The sequence below is a fragment of the Klebsiella sp. S69 genome (assembly GCF_016516145.1).
Lineage (GTDB): Bacteria > Pseudomonadota > Gammaproteobacteria > Enterobacterales > Enterobacteriaceae > Klebsiella > Klebsiella oxytoca.
In genome coordinates, this window is sequence record NZ_JACVUU010000003.1 from 63861 (window position 1) to 78066 (window position 14206).

The 14206-nt window shown below is 52.0% G+C and carries 13 protein-coding genes; 8 read left to right on the forward strand and 5 right to left on the reverse strand.

Features of this window, described 5'->3' with window-relative positions:
* The first annotated feature begins 227 nt into the window (after positions 1–227).
* From IAE27_RS04275 to IAE27_RS04285, 3 genes are all read left to right on the forward strand, one after another.
* The gene (locus IAE27_RS04275; protein WP_047719795.1) at positions 228–482 is read left to right on the forward strand and encodes a hypothetical protein; all 255 of its coding nucleotides are present in this window, start codon (positions 228–230) and stop codon (positions 480–482) included.
* A 28-nt stretch (positions 483–510) separates the two neighbouring features.
* A complete protein-coding gene (locus IAE27_RS04280; protein WP_187326129.1) occupies positions 511–771 on the forward strand; it encodes a hypothetical protein in 261 nt (86 codons plus the stop codon).
* A 102-nt stretch (positions 772–873) separates the two neighbouring features.
* Entirely contained in the window at positions 874–1962 is a 1089-nt protein-coding gene (locus IAE27_RS04285) for an AAA family ATPase (RefSeq protein WP_024274239.1), read from the forward strand.
* Positions 1963–2035: 73 nt separating this feature from the next.
* On the opposite strand, the gene IAE27_RS04290 is transcribed toward IAE27_RS04285, so the two are convergent.
* Both IAE27_RS04290 and IAE27_RS04295 read right to left on the reverse strand, forming a co-directional pair.
* On the reverse strand, positions 2036–3286 hold the full coding sequence (locus tag IAE27_RS04290; protein ID WP_004113311.1) for an MFS transporter: 1251 nt from the start codon (positions 3284–3286) through the stop codon (positions 2036–2038).
* 55 nt (positions 3287–3341) lie between these two features.
* A complete protein-coding gene (locus IAE27_RS04295; RefSeq protein WP_154022630.1) occupies positions 3342–6449 on the reverse strand; it encodes a beta-galactosidase in 3108 nt (1035 codons plus the stop codon).
* A gap of 207 nt (positions 6450–6656) precedes the next feature.
* On the opposite strand from IAE27_RS04295, the gene IAE27_RS04300 reads away from it, so the two are divergent.
* The 5 genes from IAE27_RS04300 to IAE27_RS04320 all read left to right on the forward strand — a co-directional run bounded on the left by IAE27_RS04300 (position 6657) and on the right by IAE27_RS04320 (position 12464).
* On the forward strand, positions 6657–7727 hold the full coding sequence (locus IAE27_RS04300; RefSeq protein WP_004102389.1) for a LacI family DNA-binding transcriptional regulator: 1071 nt from the start codon (positions 6657–6659) through the stop codon (positions 7725–7727).
* A 390-nt stretch (positions 7728–8117) separates the two neighbouring features.
* A complete protein-coding gene (locus IAE27_RS04305; RefSeq protein WP_023321070.1) occupies positions 8118–8576 on the forward strand; it encodes a GNAT family N-acetyltransferase in 459 nt (152 codons plus the stop codon).
* 301 nt (positions 8577–8877) lie between these two features.
* On the forward strand, positions 8878–10107 hold the full coding sequence (locus tag IAE27_RS04310; protein ID WP_004102385.1) for a diguanylate phosphodiesterase: 1230 nt from the start codon (positions 8878–8880) through the stop codon (positions 10105–10107).
* A gap of 320 nt (positions 10108–10427) precedes the next feature.
* Complete coding sequence (locus IAE27_RS04315) at positions 10428–11405, forward strand: DUF1852 domain-containing protein (RefSeq protein WP_108703894.1); 978 nt, start codon at positions 10428–10430, stop codon at positions 11403–11405.
* Positions 11406–11432: 27 nt separating this feature from the next.
* Positions 11433–12464 (forward strand): methionine synthase, encoded by a 1032-nt coding sequence (locus IAE27_RS04320; protein WP_017145799.1) that lies wholly within the window; start codon positions 11433–11435, stop codon positions 12462–12464.
* A 165-nt stretch (positions 12465–12629) separates the two neighbouring features.
* Here the strand turns inward: IAE27_RS04320 and IAE27_RS04325 are convergent, their stop codons facing one another.
* From IAE27_RS04325 to IAE27_RS29870, 3 genes are all read right to left on the reverse strand, one after another.
* Positions 12630–12908, reverse strand: a complete 279-nt coding sequence (locus IAE27_RS04325) for a hypothetical protein (RefSeq protein ID WP_108703893.1) — start codon at positions 12906–12908, stop codon at positions 12630–12632.
* Positions 12909–13616: 708 nt separating this feature from the next.
* On the reverse strand, positions 13617–13712 hold the full coding sequence (gene mgtS / locus IAE27_RS04330) for a protein MgtS (protein WP_004102377.1): 96 nt from the start codon (positions 13710–13712) through the stop codon (positions 13617–13619).
* A gap of 191 nt (positions 13713–13903) precedes the next feature.
* A complete protein-coding gene (locus IAE27_RS29870) occupies positions 13904–14038 on the reverse strand; it encodes a hypothetical protein (RefSeq protein WP_254925826.1) in 135 nt (44 codons plus the stop codon).
* Positions 14039–14206 lie beyond the last annotated feature (168 nt).

Below are 14206 nucleotides of genomic sequence, written 5' to 3' on the forward strand. Positions count from 1 at the left end.
TGCAAAAAACTTCGCCAGAATTGGTGGTATTCCTGTTATTTCAATTGATTGAGATAATTCTTAGATATAAGATCCCTCGGGCGCTGGGGCTGGAAACGTCGCAATTCATAAATAAGAACTATTGATGTTCACAATTCCTCTTTTTTCCTTCATCATTTGTCAGCTTTTACTACTAATAATCAGCGCTTAGCTCAGCATGAGAAATACATTTTTTACTCAAGGCCGGTATGAACTATAAGAAAGTACTGAAGAATACGTTACTGCTTGCTCCCGTGGCGCTCCTGAGTCTGCAAACGCCCGCCTGGGGCGCAGATGTGACGAAAACGGCGACCTGCCAGAAGGCGCCGCCTGCAGTAGACAAAGAAGGCGTGCCGTTACCGCCCGTTGTTGGTAAAGAGGGCGCGCGTCCGGCTTCCCCGAAAGGCTCGTCCGGCCAGGGCGGCGCAGCGGCCAACTGTCAGCCAGCGGCCATCGAAAATTAATCATTGACCTCAACCCGGGAGAGACATGGTGCACCCGTTAATTAAGGTGATGCTGGTTGGAGGGAAAGGCGACGGCCTGATGGTCAGCGTTGCCGATAACGCGACGGAGATTTCCGTGACGCCTGCGCAGTATGGCGCGAAATCCGGTCAGCCGCTGAGCTACAGAATTGTATCGCAGACCATTGATGATGAACGCTATTTTTTCGGCGTTTTCAACGAGAGCGATGAGGATACGGAAAAACTCAAAAGAGTCGCGCTAACTCGCGGCATGAAAAAACTCTTCGGCTAAGCCGGTTCCGGGCGATCGCTTGTCGTCCGGTCTCCTCATATTTCGTTTTCCTTTTGCCTCCGATACAGTAGAGCGAAACGCTTCTATCAGTTTCGGGAATTTATGATTAACCATATCCGGATAAAAAATTTCAGATCGGTCAGGGATATTGAGTTGGAACTCGGTGCGCTGAATATCGTCTTTGGCCCCAACGGCTGCGGCAAATCCAACATTTATAAAGCCATCCATCTGTTAACCGCCTGCGCCGATGGGAAGTTCTCCGGTTATATCAGCGATGAAGGCGGCCTGGAGAACATTATGTGGTCCGGGCCGAGCGCGCCGAACGATCGCTTTCCGCGGCGGCTGCAGATTGCCTGCCTGACCGATGAGTTTGACTACCAGCTGCAAGTAGGTTTCCCGGAAAAACTGCCGTATCCGACTCAGTTCCAGCTGGATCCTATCGTTAAAGAGGAGTCTATCTGGCTGGCAGGATTTTCCCGACGCCCTTCATCGCGCGTGCTGGAACGCAAAAACCAGGCGGCGTTCCTGGTTGACGTCAATGGTGAAAAAAGCACTTTTACCGACGCGATTTATGAGAATGAATCGATTTTTGGCCAACTGGGCGAGCCGCACCGCTTTCCTGAAGTCTCCAGGGTCAGGGAAACCATGCGCCACTGGCGCTTTTATCACGAATTCAATATAGGCAGACTCTCGCCGTTGCGTCATCCGACGGTAGGTTACCGCTCGCCGGTGCTGGACAGCGATGGGCACAACCTTGCCGCCGCTTTTCAGACCATCGTGGAAATCGGCGCCGAAGAGCTGCTGCATGAGATCCTCGGCGAAGCGTTCCCGGAGTGTACATTTTACTGTGAAAATGAGAATTCGCGTTTCTCGATAAAGATGCGCCGCAATGGCGTCTGGCGACCTTTACTGGCGGCGGAAATGTCCGATGGCACGCTGCGTTTCCTGTGCCTGGCGGTGGCGCTGCTGAGCCCGCGTCCGCCGGCATTTCTGGCTATTAACGAGCCGGAAAACAGCCTGCATCGTCAAATGTTCCCCGCGCTGGCCCGGCTGATTGTCGAAGCTTCCCGCTATAGCCAAATCTGGCTAACCAGCCACTCCGCGGAGCTGGCTGAGCTGGTTTCATCCATGGCGGAAGCCCGGATTTACGGGCTGGAAAATAGCGATGGGGAAACGCGGATCGCCAGCTAGCGGCAACTGACTTATTCGGTGTAGTAACGGTGTATTGCCGAAGCGCCGCCGGAGGGTTTCCGGCGGCCTGATGTTATGCCGCGGCCGGGAGCAGGGTTTTGCTGCCTTTCAGAGTGAACAGCGAGATGAGGGTAAAGCTCAGGGTAATACAGCCCAGGATCAGATAGGCCTGATGGAAGCCGACGGTATCATACATCCGTCCTACCCACGCCGAGAGCACAACGCCTGACAGCTGTTTTGATAAATTGAAACCGATCAGGAACAGGGTCGCCGAGAGCTTCGGGTTAAATGCCGAAGAGATATATTTAAAGGTGCCGACCAGCAGGAACGGGATCTCGAACATATGCAGCATTTTTAAAATGATCACTTCCACCGCCGAGTTAGCGAAAGACGATCCTAAAATGCGTACTGACATAATCATCCCGGCAATTAGCAGGGCGTTTTTAGCGCCAATCCGGTTAATAATCGCCGGGGCGCAGAACATGATTAGCGCGTTAAGTAATTCCCCACCGGTGGTGACGAAGCCGAATACTTCAGTGCCGCGCTGGGGGCTGGAGAAAAAGCCCTTAAAGAAGTTGGCGAACTGCTGGTCAAAAACGTCATAGACGCTGGCGACGCCAACGACATAAATAATAAAGCCCCAGAAGCGCGGCATCCGCAAAAGCTCTGCGGCGGTGCGCATGGAGAAAGCCTGACGGTTGGCGCCCAGGGCATCGATAACCTCGGCGCTGTTGCTGCTCTCCGGCTTTGATACCCACAGCAGTACGCCGAGGATCAGAGCGAAACCGGAGGCGATCCAGAACGTAATGTTCGGGTCGATACTAAATAAAATGCCGGTGATTGACGCGCACAGCGCCCAGCCGACGCAGCCGGAGACGCGGACTTTACCGTATTCAAAACGGTTGGCGCGGCTGACGCGTTCAATATAGGCTTCTACCGCCCCGGAGCCGCTGGAAAAGACGATCCCCAGATAAATCCCGCCCACCAGCGCGCCTGCGATGATATTCATCTGCAGTAGCGGCGAAAAGACGAAAATAAAAAAGGGGGCAAACAGAATTAACAAAATCGTAATCGTCCACAGCAGATGCTTGCGCAGACCGAGCTTATCCGAAATCAGGCCAAAAACCGGCTGGAAGATTATCGCGAATAGCGAAATAGAGGAGAAGACGATCCCCGTCTCGGTTTTGGTTAAATGGTTAACTTCCGCCAGCCACACCGGGAAAAAGGGAAAATAGGCTGACATGATGAAATAGTAGAAGAAAAAGAACAGCATGAAATATATAAAATTATGCCGTTCTCGTGGCGCCAGTTCAGAGAGTTTCATTGTGAATATTCCATATTATTATGCCTGTAAGGTTGGGGGCTTGCGCCCCCGATTATTATTGGAAGTGAATCGTTAACTGATATTGCCATTGTGTCTCAAGCAACAGCCATTGCTGTAGTACGCTGGGCGTCCAGGAGTCATCGCCGCCGATACCCATGTGCTGAGCATCGAGGGTGATCCAGACGCCGTTTTCCGGCTTCATCCAGTGCCAGTGATCGGTCTCCATTAACTGCGTGGTGCCATAGGGCTGTACGGAGAAGTGGAAGTTGCCTCCCACGTGCCAGCGCCCCCAGTCCAGCGTTTTGCTGTCGCAGCGCAGGCCGTTTTCCGTCGGGAAAATGTACGGCGTGGTCATCTCCTCCAGCGGCAGCTGCCAGCGGGAGAAGCAGGCGCTGGTGCGGCGGTCCGGATAGTTCTCATGTGGACCGTAGCCGAGCCAGGATACCGGTTGGTGCTGGTCCGGAACCTGGAAATTCAGCCCGATGCGCGGCAGCGGCGGCAGGGTGCCGGCACGTTCGCCATCGACTGCCAGATGCAGCTTGCCTTCGCTATCAAATGTCATCCGCCAGTGGCTGACAATCACCGCTTCGTCGCCGCGCAGATAGTGCCAGCGGCTATCGATAACCACTTCATGGGCCAGGCGCTGAGCGTCGCACTGGACGCAGCGGGCGCTGAGCTCGTAAAGTCCGGCGCTTTTCCAGCGCTCTACCCAGGCGTTAGGGTCAATACGCTCCACTTCGCTGACGCCAATGTCGTTATCCAGCGGTGCGCGCACAAACTGGTCGCGCAGCGGGGTCAGCAGCTGTTCCACGCCGTCCACCTGCCAGTGGGTTAACAGACCGCTTTGCCGATCGATGGTCCATTGCTGCGAGCCGCTGCGGACAATCCAGGCCGCGTCGCTGCTCTCCAGCGCTGGCGCGCTACCGGCAGACCGAGGGCCGCGTAGCGCCAGCGGCGCGGCGAGCGGGAACTGCTGCCACGCAACGCGATGCCCGGCGTCGGACCAGACGGTGGCCTGGGGCTGGACCACCTCCAGCGTCAACCACACCTCTTCCGCGCCGGCGGGCAGCGTCAGCGCATCACACAACGTCAGCTCACTCTGGCCCTCCGGGCAAAGCGCCAGCTTCACGCTACCCTCAGCAAAAGTTTCACCCGCGGCCTGAACCTGCCAGCGCAGCTCTTCGTTATCGGTGGCGCGGAACAGATATTCGCTGCTGAGGCGGATACGCAGCGGGGATTGCGCGAGCAGCGCAAACTGGAAGTACTGCTGCGCATGTTTGGCCTCGATTAAGGAAGGATGCGCGCGGCGGTCGGGGAACACCAGACCGTTCATGCAGAACTGGCGATCGTTCGGTTTGTCGCCAAAATCACCGCCGTAGGCCCAGCCAACGCTGCCGTCGTCGAAAGTTTTACTGATGGCCTGATCCGCCCAGTCCCAGATAAACCCGCCCTGCAGGCGAGGATAGTCGCGAAATGCCTGCCAGTAATCAGCAAAGTTGCCGAGGCTGTTACCCATCGCATGGGCGTATTCGCAGAGGATCAGCGGGCGTTGTTCCCCAGGCAGACTGATCCACTTTTTGATTCCCCATTTCGGCACCGTCGGAATCGGCTGGTCGCGGTCAACGCGGGCGTACATCGGGCAGATAATATCGGTGGTGGTGCTGTCGGCGCCGCCGCCTTCGTACTGTACCGGGCGGGAGGGATCGTTGCGCTTCAGCCAGTGATACATCGCTTCATGGTTACCGCCGCCGCCGGACTCATTCCCCAGTGACCAGATAATAATGGACGGATGGTTGCGGTTGCTTTGCAGCATTCGACTGACGCGGGCGCTGAAGGCCGGTAGCCAGGCCGGATCGTCGGATATTCGATTCATCGGCACCATGCCGTGGGTTTCTATATTGGCTTCATCAACGACGTACAGGCCGTAGCGGTTGCACAGCTCGTACCAGCGTGGGGTGTTTGGATAATGCGAGCAGCGTACGGCGTTAAAGTTGTTCTGCTTCATCAACAGAATGTCCTGCACCATATCCTCTTCGGTAACGACCTGGCCGCGCTGGTGGTGATGCTCGTGACGGTTGACGCCGCGAATCAGCAGCGGTTTGCCGTTCAACAGCAGCAGGCCGTTTTTGATTTCAACGCGGCGGAAACCGATATCCCAGGCTTCGGCCTCGATCGGTTCATCGCCGCGCCACAGCGACACGACCGCCCGATAGCAGTATGGCGTTTCCGCGCTCCATAGCGCCGGACGTTCTACCGGCAGACGAATGGCCGCGCGCTCCGCATAGTTTCCGCGCTCATCGATAATCGGCGAACCGGGCGACTGCTGGTGGCTGGCGACCAGGCGATCGTCATCCCACAGTTCGACTTTCACCGTCAGCTCCTCCAGCAGCGCGACCGGTGCGGCGACGCTTAAGTTCACCAGCAGTTCGGCATCGCGGTAGAGGGCATCCAGCTGCGGCGTAAGCTGGACGTCGCAGAGGTGCAGCGTCGGTTTATTCAGCAGCCAGACCGAACGGAAGATACCGCTCATGCGCCACATATCCTGATCCTCAAGCCAGGTTCCCGCGCTCCAGCGCATCACCATCACGCAGATACGGTTATCGCCCGGCTGAAGATAGGGGGAGAGATCGAAGGCCGCTGGCAGGCGACTATCCTGCGAATAACCGACCCATTCGCCGTTGCACCACAGATGAAACGCGGAGTTGACGCCATCGAAGATAATCTGCGTCTGGCCGTCGGCCCGCCAGCTCTCATCAACGCGAAAGGTCAATGAGTAGCAACCGGTCGGGTTCTCTTGCGGAACGCGCGGCGGGGTGGTGTCGATAGGGTAGCGAACGTTGGTATAGATGGGCGCATCGTAGCCCTGCATTTGCCAGTTTGAGGGTACCAGCGTACTGCGGCTGTCCGGCAGATCGTCTTCCAGCCAGCGGGCATCCACGTCAAACGGGCTGCGGGCCCAGGAGAATTGCCACTGGCCGTCAAGCCGACGGCGGAACGCGGAGGGCTGGTTTTTCCGCGCCGCGTCGGTATCGCGCCAGCTGGCGAAAGTCGGGTGGGCCGGTAAACGGTTGAGATGGGTAATGGTCTGGTTCTGCCAGTCCTCGCGGGCGAGAATCTGATGGAACGTGGCTCCTGCGGCGGAAATAGAGTGGTGTTGTTGCATACGCATTCCTGACGGATAAGTGATAAAAATGTCGTTCGCTAGACAATATGATTTTGTTATCAGTTATTTTCGCTATAGCCGCAATATTGGCGAAAATGAAACCCACTGGCGATCACGAAAAGCTGGGAAAACAGCTGATTTTTGTCGTCTTTTAAACATAAAATGTTAGCGGACGACATTGAGGTTTTGATTCAGAAGGAGTGCACTATGCAGCGTCGCCTGGCAACGCTTGACGATGTGGCCCGTGAGGCCGGCGTTTCTCAGCAAACGGTCTCCCGGGTGCTGAATAATCCTGGAGTGGTGTCCGAACGAACCCGCGAAAAAGTGATCCGCGCGATGCAGACGCTGCGCTATGTACCAAACCGCTCCGCGCAGCTGCTGGCGGGTAAGTCCGCGCCGTCGATTGGGCTGATTACCGCCTCGCTGACGCTGCACGCGCCTTCGCAAATCGCCGCGGCGGTGAAAAGCTATGCTGGTTTGCATCAGCTTGAGGTCTCAATTGCGATGCCGGTGCAGGTCGATTACGCGTCTCTGCAGGCGCGACTCAATGAGTTTCGCGCCCAGCATATTCGCGGAGCGATTATCAGCCTGCCGCTGGAAAGTAGTCTTGCGGAGCGTCTGGTGGCGGAGAATCCAGATATAGCCTGCATGTTTCTCGATGTTTCGCCGGAGGCCGACGTTTGCGGCGTGCGTTTCGATCATCGTGATGGATGTGGCGCCTGCGTGCGGCATTTGTGGGACGCCGGACACCGCGAGTTCGGACTGCTTGCCGGGCCGGAAAGCTCGATCTCCGCGCGAATGCGGCTCAGCAGCTGGCGCGAGGCGCTGCACCGCCTGGGCGTCAGTAATGCGGTAACGGTATTTGGCGACTGGAGTGCCGCCAGCGGCTGGAGTAAAACGTTCGAGCTGCTGCATCAGCATCCGCGCATTAGCGCGATCGTGGTCGCTAACGATCAAATGGCGCTCGGGGTGCTGAGCGCGCTGGCGCAGCTTTATCGTACCGGCAGCCAGGCCATCTCGGTGACCGGTTATGATGACACGGCGGACAGCCTCTACTTCCAGCCGCCGCTGACCACCGTCGCCCAGGATTTCAACGTGCTGGGGAAAAGGGCGGTCGAGCTGCTGATCAAGCTTATGGCTGCCCCACAGCTGAAAATTCGCGAACTGCTGCCCACCCGCCTGATTATCCGCCAGTCCACCTGGCCCGTTACGGGGAACGGGGAGGGGGAAAAAGATGAGCTGATTAGTCAACTTAAGGCGCTGGTGGAAAAGCTATGAGCGCCACCGCCGTTTAGCTTTCATTGAAGTAGCCTGTGGTAGCGTACCGATTAGAGACGTAGACAGAGCTGCTCGTGCTCTGCACGTAAAAATGCAAAATACAATCTATCCATGCAAGCATTCATTCACCGCCAGTCACATGGCGGTTTTTTTTTGCCCATTTTTTGCCGACGGAAAACGTTCTGTTTTTATTTAATTCTGCTGGCTGGCGGGTTAATCGCCTGCTGCAAGCATAAATGCGCTGGTTTTTCCGCAGGGTATCAGAAGATTTCCCGAGGCCATAGTTTTTACCACAGCATAATATGCTATTGGCCTGGCGGGCCGGCCTCTCTTTTTTCAGCGTCGTTCAGCTATGCTGAAAGCCAGGGCTGGCGAGTTTAGGGCAATATCATGATGGTATTAAAAGAGAAAGAGCACCTGGAGTCTGTTGACTGGCGCAGGGTTGCGGAGATCATTGCCGATGCGGGACTTAACCAGCGCGATGTTGCATTGGTTGAACGGGCGTTTCGTCATAGTACTTTTTGCTGGTTTGGCTATGAAAAGGGTCAGCTGGTCGCCGTTGCCCGCGCGATTAGCGATCTGACCTGGTGCAGCTATCTTGCGGATGTTGCGGTGGCCCCGAACTGCCAGGGGAAGGGATACGGGAAGTTGCTGATGCAGGCGGCCAGCGAGCGGCTGCGGCCGTTTGGCAAAACCTTTATCTATTCGGTGGTGGATAAAGTCGGCTTCTACCGCCGTTTTGGTTTTGAAATGCTGACTACGGGTATGGTCTGCGCCAGCGCCGAGAGTCTACTGCGCATGCGCGAGCAGGGATATATTTGCCAGGACAGCGACACTAGCCAGCTTTAGCCGCTTCATCTTGCTCTTTATATTTTTCATGCCATTGCCGGTGCGGCCTGATAAACAGAAAATAAATAGTCTGGATGCATTTTTTATATTTCTGAATCTACCAGGGTCCTCATCGGATATTGTAAATTTATTTTTGGCTTTAAGAGGTTTTTATTAGCGGTGGGGGCGTGTATTTTTTACATTAAGGATAAGTCTCCAGTTGGATTTGTGGATGGATGCAAAATATTATAAATAAGCTGTGTTTAAAAGTGAAAGTGTGTTACACAGTCTCTTTTCTCCTGGCAAAAATCTGGATGGGATTATGCTGACAACCCTGATTTACAGAAGTCAGATACCTTTAACTCATGAAATTAATCTCTCTTTGCTGGTTGAAAAAGCGAATGTTAATAACATGTCTCATGGCGTTTCAGGCATTCTTCTTTTTAAAGATAATGTTATCCTTCAAGTGCTTGAAGGTGACGAAAGTATTCTGGAGCAGCTCTTCAGCAAGATTAAACACGACAGCCGACACTTTGGTGTCGTCGAGCTGATGCGAGATTACGCCCCGCGCAGGCGCTTCGAAAACGTCGGTATGATGTACTTTGATCTGGATACGCTAGAAGCCGATGCCGTGCTGAAAACCGTTCGCCAGCTAAGCAAGTTGAAGAGCTATCTTCTGACGGAAGAGCGCGTTTATAAATTTATTCATACGTTTATAACGCAAAAAAGAGCTCTCCCGGTTTCCCAGTATTTCCAGCCTGAAAAATGGTCAGTTATCCCACAAAGATCGCCTTTTCATACACCTGAACGCTCCCCAGTTGATACTCAATGCTGCCAGTTTGCATTTCAGCCCATTATTGAGCCCCTGGCCGGTCATATCACTTCACTGGAAGCGCTTATTCGTAATAAAGATGGTGGGAGTCCGGCGAGCTTTTTTGCTTCAATCGACCATAATAAACGTTATGAAATTGACCTCAACTCTAAATCGGTGGCTTTCGCGCTGGCAAAAGAAATAGACATCGGCGATCATAAAATATCCATTAATATTCTGCCGATGTCTTTGGTGGTGGTTCCCGATGCCGTGGAATTCCTGCTGCAGGAAATTAAAAAGTATGGGTTGATGCCTGAACAGGTTATCGTAGAAGTGACTGAAGACGAAATGATCTCCGGTTTCAGCCAGTTTAGCAGTGCGATTAAAAAACTGCGCGTCTCCGGAATGGGGCTGGCTATTGATGATTTTGGTGCCGGTTATGCCGGACTGTCGTTGTTAACCAAAATCCAGCCTGACAAAGTCAAAATCGATCGTGAGATTATTACCAATATCCACCTGAGCGGCCCTAAGCAGGCCGTCGTCCGTTCTATCATCAGCTGCTGTCATGAGCTGGAAATTGCGGTGGTGGCGGAAGGGATTGAACGTATCGAAGAGTGGTGCTGGCTTGAATCCGCGGGTATCAAGCGTTTTCAGGGGTTCTTGTTTGCCCTGCCCGAACTGAACGGCGTAGGAGAGATACGCTGGCCGGTGAACACAGCAGATAGCCTCGTACAGGCGTAAAAACGTGTTATCTTCGCGCGGCCTTCCGATCGCCGCGCTTCGATTTATGCGGCCCGGTAGCGGCCATCTGAGCGCCTGCGCCCGCCGCGAATCCTCTCAATCCCCGCCTACAGCGATGCTGAACCAGGCTGTGAGCCAGATCATGAAAATGGCTCATGTTGCAATGAAATTAAGTCGCTTTCCCTCCTTGCGGGGCTCTGGCATAAATTAGCTAATATTAACTTATTGGCAACATGAAGAGTGCTGGCGAGCAAATCCGTTAACGCCGGGAATTCGTCCGATAATCACTTTTCATTGCAAAACCAGGATGCCAGATCGCCATGAATAAAGATTTTACGTTTACCATTAAAAGCACACTGTTTGATGAAAACTATAACCCCTCGGAAAGTACGCGTATTACGACCAACTTTGCTAATCTGGCTCGCGGCAAAAATCGGCAGGAGAATTTGCGCAACACCTTAATCATGATAGACAATCGGTTCAATACGCTGGCGCACTGGGATAATCCCAAAAGCGATCGCTACTCTGTTGCGTTGAATATTATTTCCGTGGAAATGGTTATTGAAGAGACTGGAACCACCTTTCCGGCGATTGAGATATTGCAAACCACAATTATTGATAAAAGAACGGGTGAGCGTATTGAAGGCATCGTTGGCAATAATTTCTCCTCGTATGTTCGCGACTATGACTTCAGCGTATTGCTACCGGACCATAATAAACAACGTTCTGGCTTTAGCATCCCAGATGATTTTGGCAACTTGCACGGGAAGATCTTTAAGCATTTCGTTCATTCCGCCGAATATAAAGCCAATTTCAAAAAGCCGCCGGTGATCTGCCTCAGCGTGTCCAGTAAAGACATCTATCAGCAGACCGGAAACCGCCATCCGGTATTAGGCCTTGAGTATCGGCCTAACGCCTCGTCTTTGACCGAGCAGTATTTTGCAAAAATGGGCCTGCAGGTCCGCTATTTTATGCCGAAAAACAGCGTAGCGCCTTTGGCATTTTATTTTACCGGAGATTTACTGAGCGATTACAGCAGCCTTGAGCTGATGAGTACCATCAGCACGATGGAGACGTTCCAGAAGATATACCGGCCTGAGATCTACAACGCTAACTCCGCAGCAGGCCTGTGCTATCAGCCCGATCTGAATCATCAGGATCATTCGTTAACCAAAATAGTTTATGACCGGGAAGAGCGTAGCCAGCTGGCTATAGAGCAGGGGAAGTTTACTGAAGAGCACTTTATCAAACCGTATAAAAATATTCTTGAGCAGTGGTCTGCTTATTCCGCTCTTTAATCCATCGCAGATATAAGGCTATTTATAATGAAAAAATTACTTCCTACTTCAACGGCCGGCAGCTTACCGAAACCTTCCTGGCTTGCAGAGCCTGAGAAACTATGGTCTGCATGGAAACTCGAAAGCCAGGAATTAATCGACGGGAAAAAAGACGCGCTGAGTTTGTCCTTATTCGATCAGCTACGCGCCGGTATTGATATCGTCAGCGATGGCGAACAAACGCGCCAGCATTTTGTCACCACGTTTATTGAGCACCTCAGCGGCGTGGATTTCGCAAAGCGCGAAGTCGTCAAAATCCGTAATCGTTATGATGCAAGCGTCCCGACCGTCGTGGGGGCCGTCGAGCGGCAAAAGCCCGTTTTTGTTGAAGATGCGCGTTTTTTACGTCAGCTTACCAAACAGCCGATCAAATGGGCGCTCCCCGGGCCGATGACTATGATTGATACGCTCTATGACGATCACTATAAGAGCCGCGAAAAACTCGCCTGGGAATTTGCGAAAATACTCAATCAGGAAGCCAAAGAGTTGGAGGCCGCCGGCGTTGATATTATTCAGTTTGACGAGCCCGCCTTTAACGTATTCTTTGACGAGGTCAATGACTGGGGGATCGCGGCATTAGAAAGAGCCGTTGAAGGACTCAAATGCGAAACCGCGGTGCATATCTGCTATGGATATGGCATCAAAGCCAATACCGACTGGAAAAAGACGCTGGGGACGGAGTGGAGACAGTATGAAGAAGCGTTTCCTCAACTGCAAACCTCCAGTATCGATATCATTTCGCTGGAATGCCATAACTCGCATGTTCCCATGGATCTGCTTGAACTAATTCGCGGTAAAAAAGTGATGGTGGGCGCTATCGACGTGGCGACCAATGCGATCGAAACGCCGGAGGAGGTCGCCGCAACCTTACGTAAGGCGCTACAGTTTGTTGATGCTGATAAGCTTTATCCTTCAACCAACTGCGGTATGGCGCCGCTATCGCGGCGGGTCGCAACCGGCAAGCTCAATGCGTTAAGCGCCGGGGCGGAAATTATTCGCAGGGAACTTCAGGGTAAATAGCACCCGGATCTATGCGCGCGGCGGTATAATCTGCGCGTTAATCGCTGACGCGCATGATCTTGATTTAACCATTTATTTCCAGGCCGCTATCAAGCCGGAAAATAGCAGGAAAGCATTGCCGCTGTTGACTGGCCGATGTACAGAGCATGGAATAGCGGCCATGCGCTATTTAAAATATTTATCCAGCGGATCGTAATGGCGGTATTTTCTAAAGAAAAATAGCCAGTAGACAAAACCCAGTATAGCGCCCAGCCCGGCAAACTGCAGATAGAGAATTTTACGCAGATCAAGAAGGTTCAAAAATGAATACGAGCCTTGCCACATATCAATAATCCCGCCGTTTATCACCAGGTCCGTGAAGAGCGCCAGTGCCGGCAGGGCAACAGCGTAGGCCGTCATAAGGTATAACAGTGCTGCCAGCCTCATTTTGGTATTGATACGCATATTTCTCCCTCCTTGCCTAAGTAACAAGCATATCATAACTCCTCTCAGAGCCTGTCTGCGGTTGGCGATATTTAAACCCGATACCTGCGGATTAAAGTTATGGGGTAGGGAGGCTCTTGCTGATGCTGCAATGTGGGCTGCAGGTTGGGGCGTTGGTAAGCTTGTAGCCCCCGCTATCATGTTATGGGAAAAAAAAGATATATACTCACATATCCTTCGGGGAAGTTTATTACAAATAAGAAGCGTGTCCACTCATGGTGCTTTTTTAAAGCAAGGGATAGGTCTGTATATTATTAATATCAGCTTATACATGAGTTTTACTTACTGTTGAAGTATGATGATTTTAATGATTTAGATATTTGTTTTTTAAATAAAAATGCTCGCTGGTACTATGAGGACTGTAGTGAAAAGAAAAGTTTCTTATACGAGCATCAATTAAAGAGAATTTCTTCTCTGTTCTCTTTGGTCCCGAAGGAAATGAGAGATAAACTTGAATGGCACGGGCCAGAGATCAAGTAGAAAAAAGATTCTCCGTTAAGAATATCGATTAAGTTAGTGCCCATAACTGCTGGCTAAATTGTTATTAAGCCAAGGGCTAGAGGGAAACGACGGTTAAGAGTTTCACGAAGAAAAAAACCATGCTAACAAAAACGCCCCCTGGTGCATCAGCAGCAGGGGGCGTTTACGGGTGGGGATTATCGTCGTTCATCAGTCATCCCATTTGTGGCTTAGATACGCGGCAAGAAATCCAAAGAACAGAATGGTTCCCAGAACTGCCATAAATACATGCATATTTCCCAGCATGATTAACCTCCATTAGTTTTGCTATGCGCTAAATTGTCCTCATTGAACAGGTTTACGGTTGTTGAACATATCTTAACTTGCGCAATCTAAACAAATGCTTAACAAATTGCCCAAAGTGACTATTTCACAGACCAAAAAGCCGCCTATCGGTCAGGCTGTATACTCTTTTGATGCTGCAACGGGCTAAGCATCTACTGCTGGCGGAATTGATGGCGCAGGATACAGCCATTGGCGAAACCACACAGAGCAGCAGGAAATTGGTAATTAACAAGCACAAGCGGTAAAAAAATACTTTTTAAATAATCTTTAACGATATCAATACTCATATTAAAAATTACCTCATTGAATAGCGATTTACTCAATAACTCCTTAGCTATAATTCATTCTGCACTATAATTAACGAGTAGCACAACGCTACATATGCTAATGGAGTTTCCTATGAAATCTTCAACTGTAAATTCAGAAAAAGACCAGCCAAAACAGCCGAAAAAAAT

Bases quoted from the DNA above. Each gene is read 5' to 3' on its own strand.
- IAE27_RS04275 (WP_047719795.1), top strand. From the start codon at position 228: ATGAACTATAAGAAAGTACTGAAGAATACGTTACTGCTTGCTCCCGTG.
- IAE27_RS04285 (WP_024274239.1), top strand. From the start codon at position 874: ATGATTAACCATATCCGGATAAAAAATTTCAGATCGGTCAGGGATATT.
- IAE27_RS04290 (WP_004113311.1), bottom strand. From the start codon at position 3,286: ATGAAACTCTCTGAACTGGCGCCACGAGAACGGCATAATTTTATATAT.
- IAE27_RS04295 (WP_154022630.1), bottom strand. From the start codon at position 6,449: ATGCAACAACACCACTCTATTTCCGCCGCAGGAGCCACGTTCCATCAG.
- IAE27_RS04300 (WP_004102389.1), top strand. From the start codon at position 6,657: ATGCAGCGTCGCCTGGCAACGCTTGACGATGTGGCCCGTGAGGCCGGC.
- IAE27_RS04305 (WP_023321070.1), top strand. From the start codon at position 8,118: ATGATGGTATTAAAAGAGAAAGAGCACCTGGAGTCTGTTGACTGGCGC.
- IAE27_RS04310 (WP_004102385.1), top strand. From the start codon at position 8,878: ATGCTGACAACCCTGATTTACAGAAGTCAGATACCTTTAACTCATGAA.
- IAE27_RS04315 (WP_108703894.1), top strand. From the start codon at position 10,428: ATGAATAAAGATTTTACGTTTACCATTAAAAGCACACTGTTTGATGAA.
- IAE27_RS04320 (WP_017145799.1), top strand. From the start codon at position 11,433: ATGAAAAAATTACTTCCTACTTCAACGGCCGGCAGCTTACCGAAACCT.
- IAE27_RS04325 (WP_108703893.1), bottom strand. From the start codon at position 12,908: ATGCGTATCAATACCAAAATGAGGCTGGCAGCACTGTTATACCTTATG.
- mgtS (WP_004102377.1), bottom strand. From the start codon at position 13,712: ATGCTGGGAAATATGCATGTATTTATGGCAGTTCTGGGAACCATTCTG.
- IAE27_RS29870 (WP_254925826.1), bottom strand. From the start codon at position 14,038: ATGAGTATTGATATCGTTAAAGATTATTTAAAAAGTATTTTTTTACCG.